General features: G+C 37.0%; 13 protein-coding genes. 2 read left to right on the forward strand and 11 right to left on the reverse strand.

Annotated features, from left to right (window positions below; all coding sequences use genetic code 11):
- Positions 1–545: 545 nt before the first annotated feature.
- Positions 546–1,331 carry a T9SS type A sorting domain-containing protein gene (locus ACODSI_RS06400; RefSeq protein ID WP_488916009.1) on the forward strand — a complete coding sequence of 262 codons (786 nt, stop codon included), beginning with the start codon at positions 546–548 and terminating at the stop codon, positions 1,329–1,331.
- 27 nt (positions 1,332–1,358) lie between these two features.
- Here ACODSI_RS06400 and pbpC read toward each other — a convergent pair whose 3' ends face one another.
- The 4 genes from pbpC to ACODSI_RS06420 all read right to left on the reverse strand — a co-directional run bounded on the left by pbpC (position 1,359) and on the right by ACODSI_RS06420 (position 11,042).
- Positions 1,359–3,734, reverse strand: coding sequence for a penicillin-binding protein 1C (pbpC, locus tag ACODSI_RS06405; RefSeq protein WP_488916010.1), 2,376 nt, complete (start codon positions 3,732–3,734; stop codon positions 1,359–1,361).
- Between the two features lies 1 nt (position 3,735).
- Positions 3,736–4,611 (reverse strand): hypothetical protein, encoded by an 876-nt coding sequence (locus ACODSI_RS06410; protein WP_488916011.1) that lies wholly within the window; start codon positions 4,609–4,611, stop codon positions 3,736–3,738.
- A 155-nt stretch (positions 4,612–4,766) separates the two neighbouring features.
- Entirely contained in the window at positions 4,767–10,445 is a 5,679-nt protein-coding gene (locus ACODSI_RS06415) for an alpha-2-macroglobulin family protein (RefSeq protein ID WP_488916012.1), read from the reverse strand.
- 153 nt (positions 10,446–10,598) lie between these two features.
- Positions 10,599–11,042: a nucleoside deaminase gene (locus ACODSI_RS06420; protein ID WP_488916013.1), complete on the reverse strand. Its 444-nt coding sequence runs from the start codon at positions 11,040–11,042 to the stop codon at positions 10,599–10,601.
- 37 nt (positions 11,043–11,079) lie between these two features.
- Here ACODSI_RS06420 and ACODSI_RS06425 point away from each other — a divergent pair, with 37 nt between their 5' ends.
- Positions 11,080–12,858, forward strand: a complete 1,779-nt coding sequence (locus ACODSI_RS06425) for a 1-deoxy-D-xylulose-5-phosphate synthase (RefSeq protein ID WP_488916014.1) — start codon at positions 11,080–11,082, stop codon at positions 12,856–12,858.
- A gap of 70 nt (positions 12,859–12,928) precedes the next feature.
- On the opposite strand, the gene ACODSI_RS06430 is transcribed toward ACODSI_RS06425, so the two are convergent.
- From ACODSI_RS06430 to ACODSI_RS06460, 7 genes are all read right to left on the reverse strand, one after another.
- Positions 12,929–15,688: a T9SS-dependent M36 family metallopeptidase gene (locus ACODSI_RS06430; RefSeq protein WP_488916015.1), complete on the reverse strand. Its 2,760-nt coding sequence runs from the start codon at positions 15,686–15,688 to the stop codon at positions 12,929–12,931.
- A gap of 96 nt (positions 15,689–15,784) precedes the next feature.
- Positions 15,785–17,119, reverse strand: a complete 1,335-nt coding sequence (locus ACODSI_RS06435; RefSeq protein WP_488916158.1) for a deoxyguanosinetriphosphate triphosphohydrolase — start codon at positions 17,117–17,119, stop codon at positions 15,785–15,787.
- A gap of 23 nt (positions 17,120–17,142) precedes the next feature.
- Positions 17,143–17,610 carry a GNAT family N-acetyltransferase gene (locus ACODSI_RS06440; protein ID WP_488916016.1) on the reverse strand — a complete coding sequence of 156 codons (468 nt, stop codon included), beginning with the start codon at positions 17,608–17,610 and terminating at the stop codon, positions 17,143–17,145.
- Between the two features lie 6 nt (positions 17,611–17,616).
- The gene (locus tag ACODSI_RS06445) at positions 17,617–17,838 is read right to left on the reverse strand and encodes a hypothetical protein (RefSeq protein ID WP_482473806.1); all 222 of its coding nucleotides are present in this window, start codon (positions 17,836–17,838) and stop codon (positions 17,617–17,619) included.
- A 91-nt stretch (positions 17,839–17,929) separates the two neighbouring features.
- The gene (locus tag ACODSI_RS06450; protein WP_488916017.1) at positions 17,930–20,365 is read right to left on the reverse strand and encodes a ribonucleoside-diphosphate reductase subunit alpha; all 2,436 of its coding nucleotides are present in this window, start codon (positions 20,363–20,365) and stop codon (positions 17,930–17,932) included.
- Between the two features lie 111 nt (positions 20,366–20,476).
- The gene (locus ACODSI_RS06455) at positions 20,477–21,454 is read right to left on the reverse strand and encodes a ribonucleotide-diphosphate reductase subunit beta (RefSeq protein ID WP_488916018.1); all 978 of its coding nucleotides are present in this window, start codon (positions 21,452–21,454) and stop codon (positions 20,477–20,479) included.
- A gap of 414 nt (positions 21,455–21,868) precedes the next feature.
- A complete protein-coding gene (locus ACODSI_RS06460; protein ID WP_488916019.1) occupies positions 21,869–22,426 on the reverse strand; it encodes a hypothetical protein in 558 nt (185 codons plus the stop codon).
- Positions 22,427–22,513 lie beyond the last annotated feature (87 nt).

The following is a 22,513-nucleotide window of genomic DNA, read 5'->3' on the forward strand; positions in this document are numbered from 1 at the left end:
CTCCTCTTAATCTCAAATCTCGTGACGCTTACACGTACCTAGAATATCATTTTTTTGACAATCAAGGAAAAGAAATTAAATAATGAAGCGCCTTTCGAAAGAGAGGCGTTTTTTTGTTTATACTAGAATAGACAGTACCTGAAGCCCACTGGGCTTCCTCCTCTTAATCTCAAATCTCGTGACGCTTACACGTACCTAGAATATCATTTTTTGATAATCAAGGAAAAGAGATTAAATAATTGAAACCGCCTTTCGTGAGATTGCTTTCAGCCTGTTCGGCCGCGAGCGTCCTCGAGTAGGCGGTTTTTTTATGTGCCATTGGGAACACAGATGGCGCAAATTTTCATAGATTAAAATGTCTTTATTCAGAAGATGTCAATAAGAAATGTTTTTAGTAGCTATTTCCAGCTTTCGCCTTTATCTTGCTTCGTAAACTGCACAAGGTGGGCTAGGGCTAAACGTTTCATACATGAAACTACATGAAACTACTTGAAAATAGATACTTTAGAGTATTTTTTATATATTTGAATATCAAACTGATCGCTATGAAAAACTTTTCTTTTCTCTTTACTTTCTTTTCTTTTATATGCACCATCAACGCACAAATTGTAAATATTCCCGATCCAAATTTTAAAGCAAAACTTATCTCCAATGGTGTTGATACTAATACTGATGGCGAAATTCAAGAAAGTGAAGCGTTGAGTGTAACGGGACTCTATCTGGACAATGCAAACATAAATTCTTTGGAAGGTATTCAAAGTTTTACAAATGTTACTTCATTATGGTGTTCCTATAATCCTCTAACCGAAATAAATCTTTGCGGTACCGGAGTTGCCGTTCTTTTTTGTTATGATAATCCAAATTTGACGACTATAAATCTTAAAAACAATGTAATTTCTGCAACAGTTTGGCAAGAACCTCCATTTCCGCCTTTTTGGGCACAGAACTTACCTTCTCTTCAATACATTTGTGCTGATGCGACCGAAATGTATGAAGCACAAATGTATTTTACTACAGCTAACTCTAATACTATTACGTTCTCTTCAGATTGCGATATCACAGATTGCTCGAATACATTAAATTCTAGCGATAATCGGGATGATTTTATGGTTTCAGTCTATCCAAATCCAGTGAGTACAAAATTGAATATCAAACTTCCTCAAAATATAAATCTCAAAACAATTTGCATTTACAATATTATTGGTCAATTGGTTCAAGTAGATGTAAATCCATCCGAAACCATCGATGTTTCAGGATTAAAAACAGGAAGCTACGTTATTAAGATTACTAGTGACAGAGGAATGATGAGTCGTAAGTTTATAAAAAATTAAAACAAAAAGACCAAACCAGTAACTTTTCTAATCTCTAACAATCTCTACTTTTCTTTTAATTTCATTACCATATTCATCGACTACTGTAATGTAGTGAAAACCGGTATTGGCTTCGATTTGCATTTCGTGAAAGGTTTGTGTAGTGCCTTTATAGACATTATCAACGTACCAATAGAGCTTGGCTTCTTTGTTGGAATGCGCCACTTTGAGAATCACGGGTTGGATTTTACTGTTGAAATCTTTGGTGAGATAGATCTTGCTGTTGGTTTTGGGGTAGATAAAGTCCATAGACGCTTGTTGCGTTTGCTGGCAATCGTCGCGAAAAGGCGGTAAAGGTTTGTAATCAATATGGTTGCTTTTGTAGTACCATTCCATTACGGGTGGTAGCACAAACCATTTTTTATTGATTATGTTCTCGATATTTTCGCAACTGCTGTTCACGCGGTATTGCTCGGTGGCATCTAAATGTACCAATTTGTGGTAGGGACAAAGTGCGGTTTTGGTACCATTTCTCGGAATTAATTGTTTGCTTTTCGGACAATCGTCTTGCGCTAAATAGCCGCTTTTCGTACAGATTTCGGCGTATTCTAAATCGTTTAACGGCGCTTGAAACCAGCCTTTTCGGGGTAATAAATTGAAGACATCAAACAAAATAGGCGCAGCACTTTCGACACCTGTCAATTGCGGACGGCCTTCACCTGAAGCGTTGCCCACCCAAACGCCTACAACGTAACGCGAATTGGTGCCAATAGCCCAAGCATCGCGGTTTCCGAAACTGGTTCCTGTTTTCCAAGCGATTTCGAGTGACGAATCGTAGAACTTCCAAGCTTCATCGCCTTCGGGACGGTTGACTTCTTTCATGGCGTTGTAGGTAAGATAAATAGAACCTGCGCCTAAGACGGTCTTTTGGTAGGTGTCGCTGCCGTAATCTTGCTTAAAACCGTTGTTGAAGTTGAGTTCAGCAAACTCGTTGGTGCGGTATTTCCCTTTGGACGTGTTGTAGTAATTGAGCGTTGATGATAGGTTGGCATAGGTGCGGCACAAATCCCAAAGGTTGCTTTCGGCACCACCTAGAATAAGCGATAAACCGTAATGATCTGGGCGTTTGTTGATGTTTTTGAGTTTGAATTTTTGCAGTAATTCATAAAAATTATTCACACCATGTTCTTGCAACATGAGCACCGCCGGAATGTTTAGCGAACGCGACAAGGCTCGTTGTGCCGGTACTGCACCGTCGAAAGTCAAGTTAAAATTTTCAGGCGCATACCCCGAAATTTGGGTTGGAATATCAGGCACGAGTGTGTTCGGAAGCAGTTCGCCATCATCGAGCATCGAAGCAAAAAGCAAGGGTTTTAGAATACTACCAGTACTTCGTGGTGCGGTTATGATATCGACGTCTTTGTCGTGATCTTTGTCGGTTGGTGCATTCCCAACATAGCTGATGATGTTGCGGTTTTGAATATCAATGACCATAATAGCTAGGTTATGGACTTCATTTTGTTTGTATTGGTTGTAGTAATACGACGCAATTTGATTCACCCGATTTTGCAACGACACATTAATGGTAGTTTTGATGCGTTTGCCTTCATTTTCTTTAGCAATATGTTGCAACAAATGCGGTGCAATTTGCGGTAAATTATAGGGTTTCTGTGGTAACGGTTCGGTTATCGACAATTGATAGGTCATCTTGTCGATGACTTTTTCATGGTATAATTTTAATAACAAGGCGTTGCGTTTTTTGAGTAATTTTTGTTGGTTTTTACCCGGGTAAATTAGACTCGGTGCGTTGGGTAAAACAGCTAAAGTAGCACTTTCTGCCCACGAAAGTTGGTGTGCTTGTACACCAAAATACCGCCATGAAGCCATTTCAAGACCCACTACATTGCCTCCAAAAGGCGCATGTGCAGCGTAGAGTTTAAGTATTTTTTCTTTAGAATGACGAAATTCCAAACGCGTGGCGAGAATCATTTCAATCACTTTTTCGTAGTACGTTCTTTTTTGGTGATGGCGCGACAACCGAATGACTTGTTGGGTCAATGTGCTGCCACCACGAACGACTTTGCCTGCGCTTCTGTTTTGTTGAAAGGCTTTGTACATGGCTGCTGGGTTGAAACCAAAGTGATGGTAAAAATGTTCGTCTTCGTAATACACGATACACTTTTTGAATTTATCGGGAACACTATCGCTAGCCGGAAAACGCCATTGTCCGTCGTTGGCAATTTTAGCGGCAAGAAGTTCGCCGTCTTGGCTTTCGATTACGGTGGCATAAGGCTCTTCGAAAAGCGTTCGAGGTAATGAAAAATAATAAACTATTAAAAGTAAAAACAAGGCAATCGATTTTTTCTTATTTTTTATTACTTTTAGTTTGATGAAATTATAAAATTTTTGAAATAGCTTTTTCACTTTAATTATTTTCAAAAAAGTTATTATAGATTTCGTTCAATTTTTTACCTCGAAACGATTTTTTATAAATTAGTTCAACAGAATCTTTCTCTAAAGTTAAATTTTCTGAATATTTGATATAGCAAGCATCATGTTTCATGTCGGCTTTTTTTAACCCTACTTCTACTTCTTTATAGGGTATTAGTTTTTGCCTTTTCCAATAATAAATTGTCTTGGAATAGGGCATATACCAGCTTCCTCCATATTCCACTTCAACTCTACTTAACTGTGGTTTAAATTCGTACATACTTGAAAAAAATCCACCACCATCAATAAATTTATTTTCGGTTTTAGAATAGCTGTAAAAAGTGTTCGTGTAATTTCCATTCATGTTTGGATAACCTATAGATTGAATTTCTCTAACTCCATCATTGTTTAAATCTATAATTTCAAAGTAACTAACTTCATTAGAATCAAATTTGGAAACTAAAATCCATTTTTCATTTTTAAAAATATAAAATAATACATTAGGTATGTTCTCTTCATCTGAAGAGTTTGGATAAACAATTGCAAACACATCACCACCTTCTTGTAGTTTTGTATATGCAACAGTTTGTCCATTGGTATTATAAAATTCTCTATCACCTAATACGTAAATTAGGCTGTCTTTATATTCAATTTTGATATTACGATTTGATTTTAGAATACTATCAATATTAAATTTATTTTCTTTTTTAACTTCTTCAACTTCTTGATATTTAGCTGTATCTGTCTGTACAACAAGAGCGGTTGAATCAAAATTAGAACCACTATCTGTTTTAATAAAATTACCTTTATTGCTTTTACATCCAATAATTAAGAATATAAAAAAAATTGAGGTTTTTAGGGTAATTTTCATTTGGAAGCGATTTATGATTTATATGCTGTTTTTTGCAGATTTCTTTTTGTTGGCTTTGATGTATTTCATAATGCGTTGGAAAAACGCTTTTATTTTTTCTTTCATTTTTTAGAACAACCCTATCAGAGTCTTAAACTCTGATAGGGTATTATTTTTTATTTTACCACTTCCACCCATTGTCCCTTCGTTCTGGCTAAGAACTCGTTGTCGTACATGGCTTCGCATTGCAATCCAGGTAAGTAATATTTACCTAAATAGGAAGCATTTAATAAGATTTTGAAGGTTCGTGTTTCGTTGGCTCTCATTCCAAAATAGTAGTTGGCTCGGTCGTCACGAATGTCGATGTAATCGGCTACATTATTGGTGGCATCGCCATAATCGGTGTAACGCGTGTTTACAATTTCGAATCCAGATGGAAGGATTTGAGACAAAGCTACATTGGATACGTATTCGTTTTTGCGATTGGTTAGCGTTACTTCGGCAATGAACTCGGTGCCTTGGGCAATTTTGGTTACTGAAATTGCTTTTCCTTTTCGGTCTTTGAAAACCACACTAGCAGTAAGGTTGTTTTGTACCACATTTTCTTTTCCAACAGGAAGAATGCCACTGTTTAAAACCCGCACAAATAACGTATTGTTTTTATTGTTTTTAATGGTTACTGAATTGGCTCCCGAAACTAAAACTAAGTCGCGTTGCGCAATAGTTTTGTTGGTATTGATCACCTGTGGTTTTCCACCATTGTTGTACTGAATTGAAACGCCTTTACTGCCATTGCTTTGGGCAAATTTTGACATTGCATAGAGTCCGTAGGCCGTAGTTTGCGTACTCATCCATTGATTGCTAGATAAGTTTTTAGCTAATTTAGTGGCCATCGCAAAGGCTTTTTGTTTTTGACCCAACAGAATCAAAGTTTCTAACGCCATGGCGCGATTTCTTTCGCTCGAACCATAATAGTAATAATAGGTTTCGTTTTGCTCGTCAATCATCGATTTGCTTAACAACGCCATACCCGCAGCATTTTGTTTGATGATGGCATACGCAGCAGCCAAACGCAATTTACTTTCGTTAGAAATGCCAACCGTTTCTCGAAGTCGGTTCATCGAAGCTAAATCGGCTGAACCTGCTAATGCTAATGTATACAGACGATACGCTTGTGCCAAATCGTTGGCGTATTGTTTTTCGAAGCGCCATTGTTTGGCCATTTTTTGTTGGTAGGAAACCCATTTGTTTTTAAAACTAATCGGTAACACATAGCCTTTTTTTTCGGCTTCGATTAAGAAATGTCCGGCATATGAAGAACCCCAATCGTCGGCATCGGCATTGCCTGGCCAGTAGGAGAATCCACCATTGGCTACTTGGAAATTACCTAGTTTTTGGATTCCAGCAGTGATATTTCTTTGAATGCGTTGTTTGTAATTGGCGTCCAAATCCATAACATCATTCAAATACAATTGTGGAAAAACCGATGACGTAGTTTGTTCTACACAACCGTGCGGGTACTGAATCAAATAATCCAATCTTCGACTGAAATCGACCGTTGGAACAGACGATACTTCCATTTTAGACTTGTTGCTTCCAGTTACACCAAATAATTTCCATGAAATGGTTTTGGAACTGTTCGGATTGACCACAATATCGGTATAAGTGGTGGTTACCGGATTTGGATTGGTTACATCAATTTCGACATCATAGACCGATTTTTCTTTACCCGAAGTGGCAATAATCTGGATTTTACCCAAACCTGTAGCACTTCCAACCTCGAGATTGAAATAGGCCATTTTTTCATCGGGTTGTGTGAATTTTATTATTTGTGATTTACTTCCAACCACTCTAACCGCAGTGTTGGTTTTAATTTGAAGCGTAACATTTTTTATGGTTTTTTCGGTTGCAAATAGCGTTACCGGAATAGTTACTTTCTCGGATGGTGATATTTTTCGAGGTAACGAAGCCAATACCATCAAAGGACTTTTTACAGGTGTAGCTTTTTCTGCCATACCATAAGCGCTGTTTTCTTTGTTGGCTGCAACCACCATAGTGCGCACTGAACCAATGTATTTTGGTAGTTTTATTTTATGCGTTTTGGATTCTCCTTTTTCTAATACGAACGGACCGAAATACATTACAACAGGTTTGAAGCGATTGGCTTTTTTGGCTTTACCACCACCCAAATCGGCATCACCACCGATAGCAAATACTTGGTTTACTTTTCCACCATACGCACCAATAACATCATCATAAACATCCCAAGTTCTAACACCCAAAGCTTCACGAGTATAAAAACTATCCCAAGCATTTGGTGTTTTGAAACGAGTTAAATCCAACAAACCTTCATCAACCACAGCAATAGTGTACGTCATCGCTTTGCCATTTTTCTCGGAAACTTTTACGTTGACTGATTGTTCAGGACGAAGCGTATTTGGCATAACAATTTGCGGTTCCAAAACGGTGTTTTTATCCACCACTTCAATAGGAACGATACCATACATACGAATCGGCGAATCGTTTTTAGTCGACGCATGTGGTTGCAGTAATGTGATGTTAATGTATATGTTAGGTGCCATTTCACCAGTAATGGGTAATTCGACTGACGTTTCGCCTTTTTTGGTTTTTGCCCAAAGTGTTTTTACGACTTTGGTTCCATTTTCGATAGCGATTAAGGCTCTTCCGCCTTCACTGGATGGAAAGAAAATCTTAGCTGTTTCGCCTACCGCATATTTGGTTTTGTCGGTAGAAAAGCGCAACATATTGGCCGATTCGCCATCGGTATTTTTAGATTTAGCCGACCAATACGGCGAATCAATGTACACTCTTGTTCCAGTAGCATGACCGCTTGTTGGATCGGAAACACGAATTAAGTAATTACCCCAATCGTTTTCTGGTACCACAAAAGCTACGTTTCCTTTTCCTGAATAATCGGTTGAAATTCTATAATTTTTGTAAGCTATCGTGGAGTTTGATGAACTGTAATTGGATAAATTATCATTGGAAGCATCCCACCACCAACGTGATTCTAATTTGTAAATGCGCACATCCAAATTTTGAACTGCCTTTGGTTTGCCATTTTCAGTAACCGTTACAATATCAAAACGGTTGACTCTGCCTGTTTCTAACAAACCGTATTTGTTAGGCTCAGGTGCTTTTACACCTACATAGGTTTGGTAAGGCGAGTAGGAAGCCGAGGCTACATCGGTACTCACATCACCACCTTGTTCGTAAACTTTAGTGATGAAAGCTGCTTTTAGCATACCAGGCGCTTGACCTTGTAAGGTTGGTTTTATCGGAATAGAAGCACGGCCATTTGCGTCAACTTTTCCAGAAAAAATATTGATTTCTTCGGTAGAGAAATTGCGTGTTGGATCGTCAAAAACATATTTGTCATAACCTTTAAACGTAGTGACTTGTTGTGAAAATTTGGCTTGAACTTCGGTTTTTAAATCTTTTGCGACAGCACCATGAAGCCACAACACTTGAATGTTATTTACGTTGTTTTTACTCGTAAAAAGAATCGCGTCGTTAAAACTATTTTTGATTTTTAAACGATTGGGTTTGATGGTTTCAATTTTGATGCTTTTGTAAAAACGAGCACCACCTATGCTTGCTACAGCTTCCCAATTTCCAGTTGGAGCACTCGACTGTGTTGGCACCACAAATTTGTAGTGATTGAGATCGTTTAGTTTTTGTACCGATTGGTACACGGTTTTGCCGTTAGGGTCGTTTAATTTTAATTTAATTGGATGGTTTGGCGGTAATTTATTGGCATTATCATTCAAAATGAACGATAAAAATAAGGTATCACCTGGACGCCAAACGCCACGTTCGCCGTATAAATAACCTTTCAATCCTTTTTGTAATGTTTCACCCGAAACATCGAAATTACTAACCGACAATGAAAGTTCGTCGTCTAATTTTACATACGTGCTTTGGTCGCCTTTAGTAACAATGGCGAAATAGGCCATTTTTTCGAGTTGAAATGACGCTATTCCGTCTCCATCTGTACTCGAATCGCCAATTTTTTGTTGTTGGTAATTGTATAAGGTTACGGTAGCACCCGAAACAGGATCGGTTGAAACGATATCGCTTACAGCAACTACAACTGATTTGTCTGTACCTCTTTTGGCAATTACACCTAAATCGGAAGCTAGAATGTTCGTTCCAACTCTGGTGTTATAAAAATAGTAATTGGTGCATGGATCTTGACTGTCTCTATAGTCATAATCTTCTTCATAGTAGTAATCGTCGTAGTTTTCTCCGCTGTAATTCACGTCATTTTCATCGACCTCTTCTTCGTCATCTTCAGATGCATTGTCGTCAGTATTATCAGAAGAAGTGCATTTGTAAAGTGAATATTTTTTCTTGAACGAAAATTCTACACGATAAATGGCACCGGGTTCTGGCTTGATTATTTTAGAAAGATCTAAGGCATAGGTATTCCATTTACTGTAATTCAGCAAGTTATTTTGCTTCAATTCGATGGTGGTTTTGGCGATAGCCTGACTCACTTGTTTTAGATTTCGTGTGCCGTTTATTTCATTGTCTTGAAGGAATTGCATGATGTTGTTTTTGTAAATTTTATACACTTTTACATCCACAGCATTCAAGTTGGCTACTTCAAAATTCAGTTTCAAATTGTTGGAACTCGGCATAATGGTGCCGCTTTTAACCAATTTAACGCCTGGTTTTATTTGGTCAAACAGCAATTTTTCGGAATAATTATTTTTCATTTTATAGCCGTAGTCGTTTTCAATTCCTTGAAAGACTTCGACTAGTTTAGTGCCAGCAAACGATTGTTCAGAAGATGGAACCTCTTCCACAGATTCTACTACGGCATCGGAGATATCATCCACCACAGCAACAGCAGTATCTGTAGCTACAGCGGCAGTATCAACCACAGCTTCAACCGCTACGGCTGTATTGGATGTGCCTTTGTCTACTTCTCCATTTTTGACTTCGTTGCTAAAGAACACTTTTAGAACGTTGCCCATTGTGGCAAATTTCAAATTTTTAGTATTTTCAATAGCAATCAAACCCTTAAAATCTTGGTCGCGTTTTAATGGGTCGGAAAAATTGATGAGTAACGACTGGTTGTTTTCGTCACCAATTTTTATGTCGAGTACTTTGAATTGATTTTTACCCGGAATAGGGAATTTCACTTCACCTTTTTGTTCAATATCGACATCATCACCGTCCCAAGCAATGGTAATTTCGCTGTCTTCATCAAAGCGTTTTATTTTTTCAATGGTAAATTTAAATTCTGTTGAAGTGCTGGTGGCTTTATCAAAAGTTACTTTTAAATCTTCATCATTTTGGGTTACTTCAAGCAGCTTTTGAGCGTCTTCAAAGCTCAAATTATCAGCAGTTTTTATAGTTCCGTTTAAGTAATAAGTGTCTTTATCGTAGGATTGTAAATCTAAGGTATTAACAATAAAATCTTGTTTGATGGTTTTAACCGAGAAGTTAAAATCGGCTAATTCTTTAGGAGTTTTACTGTTGATTTGCGAAAGATGTAGTGTAATTTGATACAAGGTATTTTGTTCCAATTTCTCTTTTGGAATGAATGCGATGGTATTGCTAGAAAGCGCCACCACTTTTCCACTAACACTTGGTGAGATGTCGAATAAATCTTCATCAAGTTCTTGATTAGGTTTCCAATCACTTTTATTGAAGGCCAATTGTACCCGAAAATCGGAGTTTACCGGAACGTATCCAGATGAGAAACTCGAGATGTAATCCTTATACAATGAAAAGTCAGAATCAAAATCGGCAGCCGATTTTTTGGAACAAGAATGCAATACAAAGATTGCTAAAAACAAACCGATTAACTTAATGGTCTTCATAGTTTTTAAAAGGATTATTGGTTAGAACTTTTTCTCGAAAATTATGTTAAAATCACATCTTCAATTAATGGCATAACTCCAAAAGATATTGAATTATTGTAGTAAAGTTAAAATAAATTTTTGGACTATTTTTCCTGTAAAAAAATACTAATATTATTTTCTTTTGGAAGCAAAAAAAAGTTTCATCAAGTTGGACGCTTCTTCAGCTAAAACTCCCTGAATTACTTGGGTTTTTGGATGTAGTTTTGTGCCTAATGTTAGAAACCCTCGTTGTTCATCTCGAGCCCCAAAAACAATTTTTGAAATCTGACTCCAATACAAAGCACCCGCACACATTTGGCAAGGTTCAAGCGTAACATACAAAGTACAATCTTTTAAATATTTTCCGCCGATAAAATTGGCTGCAGCAGTTATGGATTGCATTTCGGCATGAGCGGTAACATCGTTGAGTAATTCGGACAAATTATGACTTCGTGCAATGACTTTGTTGTTGATTACTACAATGGCACCAACAGGAATTTCGCCTTTATCAAAAGCCGTTTCGGCTTCTTGTAAGGCTTTTTTCATGAAGTATTCGTCGGTGAAAATGTTTTCCATAAAGCAAAAATAGGAATTCAATTCGTACCTTTGCTACATGTCGGAAAATTTACTTAAATATATCAACAATCCAATCGATTTACGAAAATTGGAAACCTCGCAATTGCCCCAATTGGCAGGTGAATTGCGTGATTTTATTATTGATATCGTTTCGGCCAAAGAAGGACATTTGGGTGCCAGTTTGGGTGTTGTTGAATTAACTATTGCGTTGCATTATGTGTTTAACACGCCAGATGATTTATTGGTTTGGGATGTGGGGCATCAAGCTTATGGCCATAAAATTTTAACCGAAAGAAAAGCCGTTTTTCATACCAATAGAGAATTGGGTGGTATTTCGGGTTTTCCTAAACGAATTGAAAGTGTGTATGATACCTTTGGAGTCGGACATTCATCTACATCCATTTCGGCAGCATTGGGAATGGCGATTGCTTCTCAATTGAAAGGCGAAAATAAACATCATATTGCCGTGATTGGAGATGCTTCAATTGCTAGTGGTATGGCCTTTGAAGGTTTGAATCATGCTGGCGTAACCGATGCTAATTTATTAGTGATCTTAAACGATAATGCTATCGGAATTGACCCTAGTGTTGGCGCTTTGAAAAATTATTTGACTTCAGTTAAAGAAGGCAAAAATCCGAGGCAAAACAACATGATTAAGTCCCTGAATTTTGATTATTCTGGACCCATTGATGGGCACGATTTAGACGCTTTGATCTCCGAATTAAACCGATTGAAAAAAGTAAAAGGGCCTAAGTTTTTGCATATTATAACCACAAAAGGGAAAGGGTTACAATTGGCAGAAGAAGACCAAGTAAAATATCATGCTCCTGGAAAATTTGATAAAATTACCGGTGAAATCCATCCCAAATTGGAAGTTAATTTACCACCTAAATTTCAAGATGTTTTTGGAAAAACGCTGGTGGAATTGGCCTCTTCTAATCCAAAAATAATTGGCATAACCCCTGCAATGCCTACAGGTAGTTCGTTAAAATTTATGATGGAGGCTTTTCCAGAACGGGCTTTTGATGTGGGTATTGCCGAACAACATGCCGTGACGTTGGCGGCAGGAATGGCTACGCAAGGAATGGTGGTTTTTTGCAATATCTATTCTACCTTTTTGCAACGTGCTTACGACCAAGTGATTCACGATGTAGCTTTGCAAAATTTACCAGTAATTTTTTGTTTGGATCGGGCAGGATTGGTGGGTGAAGACGGTGCTACACATCATGGCGTTTTTGATTTGGCGTATTTGCGATGTATTCCCAATTTGATTATTTACGCTCCAAAAGATGAGATCGATTTGCGAAATATGTTGTACACAGCTTCCTTAGGATTGGAGCATCCTATTGCGATTCGATATCCAAGAGGAAGAGGAAAGTATTCTAATTATGAATTAAGAATCAAGAATTACGAATTTCAAAATATAACTATAGGAAAAGCTCATTTGCTCAAAAAAGGCACTAAGATAGCGGTTTTATCAACTGGTTTTATAGGGAATAATGTGAGTTTAGCATTAGACCAAATTTCTAGTTCAGATGAGATCGCCCATTATGACTTTGGATTTGTAAAACCTTTAGATGAAACTCTTTTGCATGAAATTTTTCAATCTTTTGAAAAAATAATTACTATAGAAGATGGTGTTGTAAAAGGTGGTTTTGGTAGTGCCATTATTGAATTTGCTACAACAAACAATTACACCATTCCAATAAAAACACTTGGTGTTCCTGATGAGTTTATGGAACATGGAACAGTAGAGGAACTTCAAAGAATATGTGGTATTGCTGTTGAAGGGATTGTCAACGTTTTATCAGAATAGAGTACTAAAAATAGACATAAAAAAAGCGGCTTAATTTAAGCCGCTTTTCTATTTATAAATAATAACAAATCTAGTTTTTCATTATTTTTTGAGTAAAGTTCAACGAATCTCCGCTTACTTTAAGGACATACATTCCGGTTTGAAGATTGTTTAAGTTTAACGATTTTTCAATGTTGAAGTCTTCGTTTTTGTACTCACTTACAATTCTTCCGTTGATGTCAATTACTTGGATGTTTACTTTTCCAACGTAGTTGTTGATTCTTACGTTAAGAAATCCATTGGTTGGGTTAGGGTATATTCTAAATAACTCTTGGTTTTCAAAATAGTTTACACTCAAAGTACAGTTAGAACCTGTTGCTGGTGTTGCTCCTGGAGTTGGAACTGTGAAATCTTCAATTTCATCAATTGATGAGTTTGTACTTCCAGAATCAGCATTTAATCCTAAACCTCTTCTTGCAAAAACTTCCCATATTAAACAGTAATCTTGACCATTAGTAGTTGCTAAGTCAGCAGCTAAAATAGCATTACGTGCTTGAACAAATGATGGACTACATGGCTGTAATTTTATGGCGTCTAAAACCAAACGCATTACTTTATTGTTACCACCAGTTCCAGTGTATTTGTTGTCGTCATAACCATATTTATTAATATAAGCCCAAGTTAAGTCCCAAAGCATAGTAGCCCATACTTCACCAACATTATGAGTCTCAGTAACCATGTTTCCATTACCATCGTCAACTTGATTAAGATTTACGGTGTTGAATGTTTCAGGGTTAACGGTCATGTCGGTTGAATAAGGGTAATTTCTTAAACCACTACCTGTTGGGTCTTGATTAATCACAAATGTTGCCATACCTCTTGCAGTAGTACCTACATCACCAGGGTGCATCGTCAACATCAATGCGAACCAGTCTGACCATCCTTCTCCCATTTGTTCTTCGTTTTGAAGACAACTAGAATTTAATCTACCACCAGCTAAACGCGTAGAGATTCCGTGACCAAACTCGTGAGCGATAACTCCATTGTCTAAATCACCATCAGTATTTACAAACAAATCCAATTGTGAAGCCGCTTGAATTTTAGCATTAACCGTTTGACCTAATTTTAATTTTGCGATGATAGCCTCACCATTGTTTAACGAAACACTGATAACTGGGATTGTAATTGCTCCGTCTGCTCCAGACATACCTATACTTGAATCAGGTGCAGTTGCATCATTGTTTACAATTATCAAAGCGGTTGCTCCAGCGTTAGTTGCATTTACAGCTTTAGCTGCAAAAGTACAAGGATTTCCACCGTTGGCTACCGAAGTTGAACGTCTAATAATGGCAATGTGACCGTTGATAGCAGCAGCATTTACAGCAGCAGCACAACCGTCAGCATTATCGGTTTGCCCCACATCTGGAGTACCATCATCGTATAAAACAATATCCGATTGAATCATTGCTGGCGCTACTGGTACATTCACGTGACCTGGATTGAATCCGTTATCACTAGTGTATTTTGGTCCGGCAATATCAGAAGGAGAATTAACGGTTAACAATTGTGTTACTCTTCTATAACTCCACAAATACATCTGCATTCTTGGTTTTGACCCATCTACTGGAGTAGAAAAGTTAGCGTTATTCAAAGTTGGTGTTGCAGCTGTTGACCCATCTTGCGCATCACCCCAAACAGCATCTACAGCACTACCTCCTGATACATAGTTGGTTTGTTGAAAGTTTCCATTTGGCTCGTTGAATCCATATTGGAACCAAATATCGTGTAACACGTTATTCATGTAGAATAAATTGGTAGTAGCAGCATCAATATAGGTGTTGGCCGCAACAGATGTTCCAGGATAAGGATAGTCAAAAGTCAAACTGGCATTTGTTGGAGAATATCCGTTGGCTGTTGAAGTAGTTGAAGTAGCTGTTGGATTTCCATTGGTATAATCAGCTCTTGTCCATACGTTGTTTCCTCTTAAATAAGTATATCTAAGTGAGGCCGTTGTTCCAGCCAAAGTATTGGTATCGTGCCATCCTTTAGGAGATGCCGTTGCGTTTTCAGGATTTGTAAGCAAATCTCTACTGTGGTGGTTTGGACTTTCATAGTTAAAAGGAACTACTCTATACGATCCACCTTGAACTTGCGCAGCAGGTAAAGCAGCATTTTCTTCTTTAAACGCATTTCTGTAAAATGAAAATCCAGCATTTGCAGAAGCGTTGTGGTTATCAAAATTACAAGAAATCACTTGGTCGTGTTTCTCTAACAACGTTCCATTGGTAGCATCAATTCTGATACTCCATAAATGATTGTGGTCTTGCGTGTAGAATGTAAAATCCCAAGCCAATTTTAACGATGTACCATTGGGTTGGTAAACTAATTCTGCGGTAATAGGTTCGTCACCTAAAATTCCATTAGAAATTTTGTATTCTCTATCGTTTTTATTTTCAATTACTTGTCCGTTAACATCAATAGCGTTAACCGCAATAAATCCTTTTTGCAAAGCATTTAAAACACTTAAACTTGGAGCAGTAGTGTTGATTTTTTGACCAATATTTGAAATGAAGCCATTTTGAATATTGATTACTTCATCATTTTTAATCCAAACATTCGATACTGCATTAAAGATTTCAATGCCTTGGTAACGTTGTTTGATCCAATACGTATCGATTTTTGTCGACTCAGAAGTACCAATGCTTTCGATAAACCAATCGGAAATATCGGAGTTTGATAAGTTTAATTTAGCTTTATTTTGTTCTAAATAGGTTTGAATTTTTCCTTTGTTGTCTTGGGAAAAACCTAAAACTGTGAACAAAATCATTACTAGAGAGGTAATTTTTCTCATAATTTTAATTTGTAGTTTTTTAATAGATGGACAAACTTAATTTATTTTTGATGTAAATGCAATTATTTTGGTTGAAAATCAAAAAATTAACAATTTTTAAGACGAAATTATTTGATTAAATAACAATGCTTTACCGTCAGTTAGCATCGAAATAAAATGACAAATGTGTAAAAGACGATCGTATAAACTTTCTTTTTCGATATCGTGTTTTTCAGGAAGAATTTTCAATAATAGCTTGTCGTAATTTGTGGCTTTTCCTACGTGTTTGTTGTTATATGCCGTGATGAATTTATCTAACAAGTTGTTAATCATTTGGTAACCCGAAAGTTCTTTTTCAATTACTTCTCGACTTTGATAAATATTTTTAACACTCAATTTGATGATGTCGTCAATTTGTGCTTTGTATTTGCTCTTGTCGGTTAAAGCATATGGGAATTTTCCTTTTAAAATAGCTTCTTCATTTTCAATAAAAATCCGAACAGCATCATTAATCAGATTTCCGATCGCCAAAGCACGCAAATAACTGATGCGATCTTCTTTAGTGGTTAGGGTTTGGTATTTATTGGTATCAATGGTATCTTTCACCAATTTGATTAAATATTCTAAGGCATAATCTTCGGAAACCAATCCCAAATTGATGCCGTCTTCAAAGTCGATAATAGTATAACAAATGTCATCGGCAGCTTCGACCAAATAGGCCAGTGGATGGCGTTCGTAACCAATATCATTACCCGATTTATTAGGAATTAAACCCAATTCGTCGGCAACTTCTTTAAAAAAGGCTTTGTCTGATTGAAAGAAACCGTATTTTTTATCAGCAATGTTAGACGTTGGTTTTTTAGGCAAACTTTCTTTGGGATATTTCATAAAAGCACCCAAAACGGCATAAGTCAATCGGATACTGCCTTCAATTCCGGGACGCGAACTCGTTAATACTGAAAAACCATTGGCATTTCCTTCAAAATCGATCAAATCTTGCCATTCTTTAGCGGTTAATTCACTTTTGAATTGTTGTCCTTTTCCAATCGAGAAATATTCACCAATAGCTTTTTCTCCCGAATGTCCGAAAGGCGGATTGCCAATGTCGTGTGCTAACGAAGCTGCTGCAACAATCGCCCCAAAATCGTTGGCTTGATATCCGTGTACTTCTTGTAAATGAGGGTATTTTTCGATTATTTTTTTTCCAACTAACCTTCCTATCGAGCGGCCTACAACGGATACTTCCAAACTGTGTGTCAATCGCGTGTGTACAAAATCGGTTTTGGAAAGTGGAATTACTTGCGTTTTGTCTTGCAAACTGCGAAATGCAGAAGAAAAGATAATGCGGTCGTAATCTACTTCAAAACCTAAACGTGTATCGTCTTGTTCAATTCGAAGTCGTTTTCCTTTGTCGCCTTGACGTTTTAAGGATAAAAGTTGTTCCCAGTTCATCATGGAATATGAAATATTAGATATTAAATTTTAGAGATGTTCAAAAGAGTTTTCTTCATACAAATACTATTTTCAACCCCTATATATTGACCGTAGTTTTCGATTATAACATACCCTAGTTTTTGATACAATGAAATCGCTTCTTTTTGCATAAATCCTGTTTCAAGAACAGCATTTGTGTACTTTTCTTCTTTGGCCCACGTTTCCAATTCGGATAAAACTTTAGAAGCAATTCCTTTACCGCGGTGTTCGGGCACTGTGTACATTCGTTTCATTTCAACCGTTTCAGAATCGTATTCTTTGTAGGCTCCAATGCCTGCTACCGTTTCATTTTCATAGGCAATAATCGCATTTTTCAGTAAATTCGTTTTGTTGAATTGCGCATAAAATTCGTGATCGTCTCCGTCTAGAATGGCTAAATACGTGTCGAGTGCGACCACTAATTTTTCAAAATCAGGATGATCCGAAGTCGTTCTTTTAAGCGTAATCATTTGAAGTTACTTTTTATCGTTGGCCAAAAAGAAATTTCTTGATTTCTTTGGATATTGGTTGTAGCTTTTATCACTTGGGTTGGCAATCACACTTTTAATATTGATTTCGTCGCCCAATTTAAAACTCGCTTCGGTATATTGGTAATCCAATAAATATTCGCCACAAAAATAATTGCCGTTTTCGTCTTTTTCTATAATTCCAGTGTAGACTCCTTTTTCTTTTGCCATGGTATTTAATTTGATTTCAAAGATAATTAAAAAACAAAACAGCCATCTTGTAGACAGCTGTTTCTTTGTTCTTTTCTCTTTATTCTATTTTCTATGACCCACACATCTCACAATCATCACCACCGTTTCCAGCAGCGTTGCGAGCACGTTCTACCATAGCAGCAAAGTCTTCAGCAGTCATTTCGCCGTTTTCAACAGGAGCCACTACTTCAACAGCCACGGCAGCTTGTTTTTCTACGATGGTTGGTTCTGCTTTTTTGTCATTGTTTAATGTAAACTTAATTGCGTCTACCGCTGCTTTAGTTCTCAAATAATACATACCAGTTTTCAAGCCGCTTTTCCAAGCATAAAAGTGCATCGAGGTCAATTTCGCATAATTGGCATCTTGCATGAACAAGTTCAACGATTGCGATTGGTCAATAAAATAACCTCTGTGACGGCTCATGTCGATAATATCTTTCATCGACATTTCCCAAACCGTTTTGTATAATTCTTTTAAATCGGCCGGAATTTGCTCAATATTTTGAACCGAACCGTTATGGCGCATGATTTCTTGTTTCAACGTTTCGTTCCACAAACCTCTTTCTACTAAATCATTCAATAAGTGTTTGTTTACCACAATGAATTCTCCAGAAAGTACTCTTCGTGTGTAAATATTAGAAGTATACGGTTCAAAAGCTTCGTTGTTTCCAAGAATTTGCGACGTAGAAGCCGTTGGCATTGGCGCTACTAACAATGAGTTTCTCACACCGTGTTCCATCACTTCTTTTCTCAAACTTGCCCAGTCCCAACGACCCGAAAGTTCTTCGTCTTTGATGTTCCAAAGGTTGTGTTGGAATTTTCCTTCTGAAATTGGAGAACCTTTAAAGGTTGAATACGCACCTTCTTCTTTAGCCATTTCCATCGAAGCGGTTACAGCAGCAAAGTATAAGGTCTCAAAAATATCTTGGTTCACTTGTTTGGCTTCGTCACTGGTAAACGGCATGCGCATCATGATAAAGGCATCGGCCAAACCTTGCACACCCAATCCTACCGGGCGGTGGCGCATGTTAGAGTTTTCCGCTTCTTTAACTGGATAGTAATTTCTGTCGATTACTTTATTCAGGTTGCGTGTTACACGTTTGGTTACGTTAAACAACAATTCGTGATCAAATTTTCCATTTTCCACAAACATGGGTAATGAAATCGAAGCCAAGTTACATACCGCAATTTCATCTTCTGAGGTGTATTCCATAATTTCGGTACACAAGTTAGACGAACGAATGGTTCCTAAATTCTTTTGGTTCGATTTTCGGTTTGCGGCATCTTTGTACAACATATACGGTGTACCCGTTTCAATTTGCGATTCTAAGATTTTCTCCCAAAGCTCACGTGCCTTAACGGTTTTTCTTCCTTTTCCAGCCGCTTCGTATGACGTATATAATGCTTCAAATTCGTCGCCATACACATCGCACAATCCAGCACATTCATTCGGACACATCAATGTCCAATGGCTGTCTTCTTCTACGCGTTTCATGAATAAATCGGAAGTCCACATGGCAAAAAACAAATCTCTTGCACGCATTTCTTCTTTACCAGTGTTCTTTTTCAAATCTAAAAATTCGAAGATATCAGCATGCCACGTTTCCAAATAAATAGCAAAACTTCCTTTACGTTTTCCACCACCTTGATCTACATAACGGGCGGTGTCGTTGAAAACTCTCAACATTGGAACAATTCCGTTTGACGTTCCGTTGGTACCACGAATGTAGGATCCTGTCGCACGAACATTGTGAATAGATAATCCAATACCACCAGCCGATTGCGAGATTTTAGCCGTTTGTTTCAAGGTGTCGTAAATACCATCAATACTGTCGTCTTTCATGGTTAATAGGAAACAAGAAGACATTTGAGGTTTTGGGGTTCCAGCATTGAATAAGGTTGGAGTAGCGTGTGTAAAGAATTTCTTCGACATTAATTCGTAGGTTTCTATTACAGCATCTAAGTCGTTTAGGTGAATTCCAACCGAAACACGCATCAACATGTGTTGTGGGCGCTCTACAATTTTACCATTGATTTTCAATAAATACGAACGTTCTAAGGTTTTAAAACCAAAATAATCGTAGTTGAAATCGCGGTTGTATATGATGTGAGAATTTAGAAATTCGGCATTTTCCTGAATTACAGTATGTACTTCTTCCGATAAAAGTGGTGCTAATTGACCGTTTCTCGGATTTACATAATGGTACATTTCATTCATCGTTTCCGAGAATGATTTGTTGGTGTTTTTGTGCAAGTTAGAAACCGCAATACGAGCCGCCAACTGTGCATAATCGGGATGCGAAATGGTCATAGATGCTGCTGTTTCTGCAGCCAGGTTGTCCAATTCCGACGTAGTAACTCCGTCATACAATCCTTCAATCACTCGCATGGCTACCTTCACGGCATCCACTCTATCATTTAAACCATAGCATAGTTTTTTAATTCTATCAGTGATTTTGTCAAACATTACAGGCTCTTTATGGCCATCTCTTTTTACTACGTACATAGGTTCTTGTTTTTTGTGAAATAGAAAATCCCTTCCCTATTTCGGGTTATTTGTAATAAGATTTTTTTATTAACCCTTTCAGAGTTTATAACTCTGAAAGGGTTTGTGATATTAAAAATCAGCGTCGAAACTAATTTTACTCGATTCTGCATCCGAATTCATTACACCTGCTTTTTGGTATTCGGCTACACGTTTTTCAAAGAAATTGGTTTTTCCTTGAAGCGAAATCATGTCCATAAAGTCAAATGGATTAGAAGAGTTGTACACTCTATCGCAGCCCAATTCAACCAACAATCGATCGGTAACAAATTCTAAATATTGGGTCATCAAAGTGGCATTCATTCCAATCAAACTCACAGGTAGTGATTCGGTGATAAACTTTCTCTCGATGTCTAAAGCATTCGTTAAAATCTCGGTGATTCTGGCTTTGGGTACTTTATTTACAATATGGTTTCGGTGTAAGTGCACGGCAAAATCACAGTGCATTCCCTCATCACGAGAAATCAATTCGTTAGAAAAAGTCAAACCAGGCATCAAACCGCGTTTTTTCAACCAGTAGATAGAACAAAAGGAACCCGAGAAAAAGATGCCTTCAACGGCTGCAAAAGCAATTAGACGTTCTGCAAACGAATCCGACTCAATCCATTTCAAAGCCCATTCTGCTTTTTCTTTAATCGCAGGAAAGGTTTCTATAGCGTGAAACAATTCGTATTTTTCAGCTTCATCTTTTACATAGGTATCAATCAATAGCGAATAGGTTTCACTGTGAATGTTTTCCATCATCAATTGAAATCCATAGAAAAACTTAGCTTCAGGATATTGCACTTCACTCACAAAATTCTCTGCAAGATTTTCATTTACAATTCCGTCAGAAGCGGCAAAAAATGCCAAAATGTGCTTGATAAAGTATTTTTCATCAGCACTCAATTTGTTATTCCAATCGTTTAAATCGGTGTGCAAATCAATTTCTTCTGCAGTCCAAATACACGCCTCTTGTTTTTTGTACCATTCCCAAATATCTTGATGCTTAATCGGGAAAATTACGAAGCGATCTTTGTTCTCTTTTAGAATTGGTTCTATGAAAGACATAATTATGGTGTTTTTTTAAGGTTTTTTTAACTTATTTCAACTGTTACAAAGATTGTCAATTTTAAGCAAAGAATAAAGTCAAACTTATTCACAATCGGCTTTAGTTTTTAACAATGCGTAGGAAATACGCTACTTTTAGTATTTTTTGTAAATTATTGTTTGTCAATAAATTACAAACGTTAAAAAATGAAAAAAACGCTAAAAATAAGGGATTTATGTTTTTGTGTAATTTGTTTTCGTGAAGTTTTCGGAGGGTTTTATAAACCCAAAAAGCCATAAAAAAAACGCAACTTTTGAAAAAATAAAGTTGCGTTTTTGGGTGATTTTTTGAATTCTATTTACATCACTAAAATTTGGCTGTTTTTGATGCTAAATTCGTAAAGATTTAAGTTTAAATCGTGTGAATTTTGACAATTAGTTACTATCTCTGTCGATGTATGTTTTGTTTCCATTTTTGTTAATGTAGTATTTGCCACCTTTTGGTCCGGTAAATACCTTTTTGCCTTTATAAGTTCCAGTTACTTTATCAGCTACTTTTTTCTCGGCAGCTTTAGAAGCAGCTGTTTCTTTTAGGTCTTCTTTTTCTTCAGCAGCTGTTTTTTTAACTTTGGCAACAGTCTTGTTTGCTTCTGCTTTGGCTTTACCCTCTGCAGATTTTGCTTTTCCTGTGGCTGAAGCTTTAGTTTCTTTTACTTTTTCTGCAGTCTCTTTTTTAGCTTTATCTGTTTTTTCTTTGGCCTCTTTAAAACGTTTGTCAGGCGTTCCATCTTTTTTTAGTTTAGAGGCTTTTTCATCTACCTCTTTTTTAGCTTTTTTCTCTTTTGATTTAGCTTCTTTTTCGGCTTTTTCTTTCTTGGCTGTTGCCGCTTTCTCTGTCTTCGCTTTTGCTTTAGAGGCTTTTTCTTTTAAGTCTTGAGCAAAAAATGTGTTTGAAAATAAAAACACAAAACACAATACAATTAGTTTTTTCATGGTGATTTCTAATTTTGGTTATTAAAGATTAAAATTAACGAAATTTATTGAAACAATAACCATTCCGCATCAAGAAGTTGGCTGTAG

This window comes from Flavobacterium sp. FG139 (genome assembly GCF_057809695.1).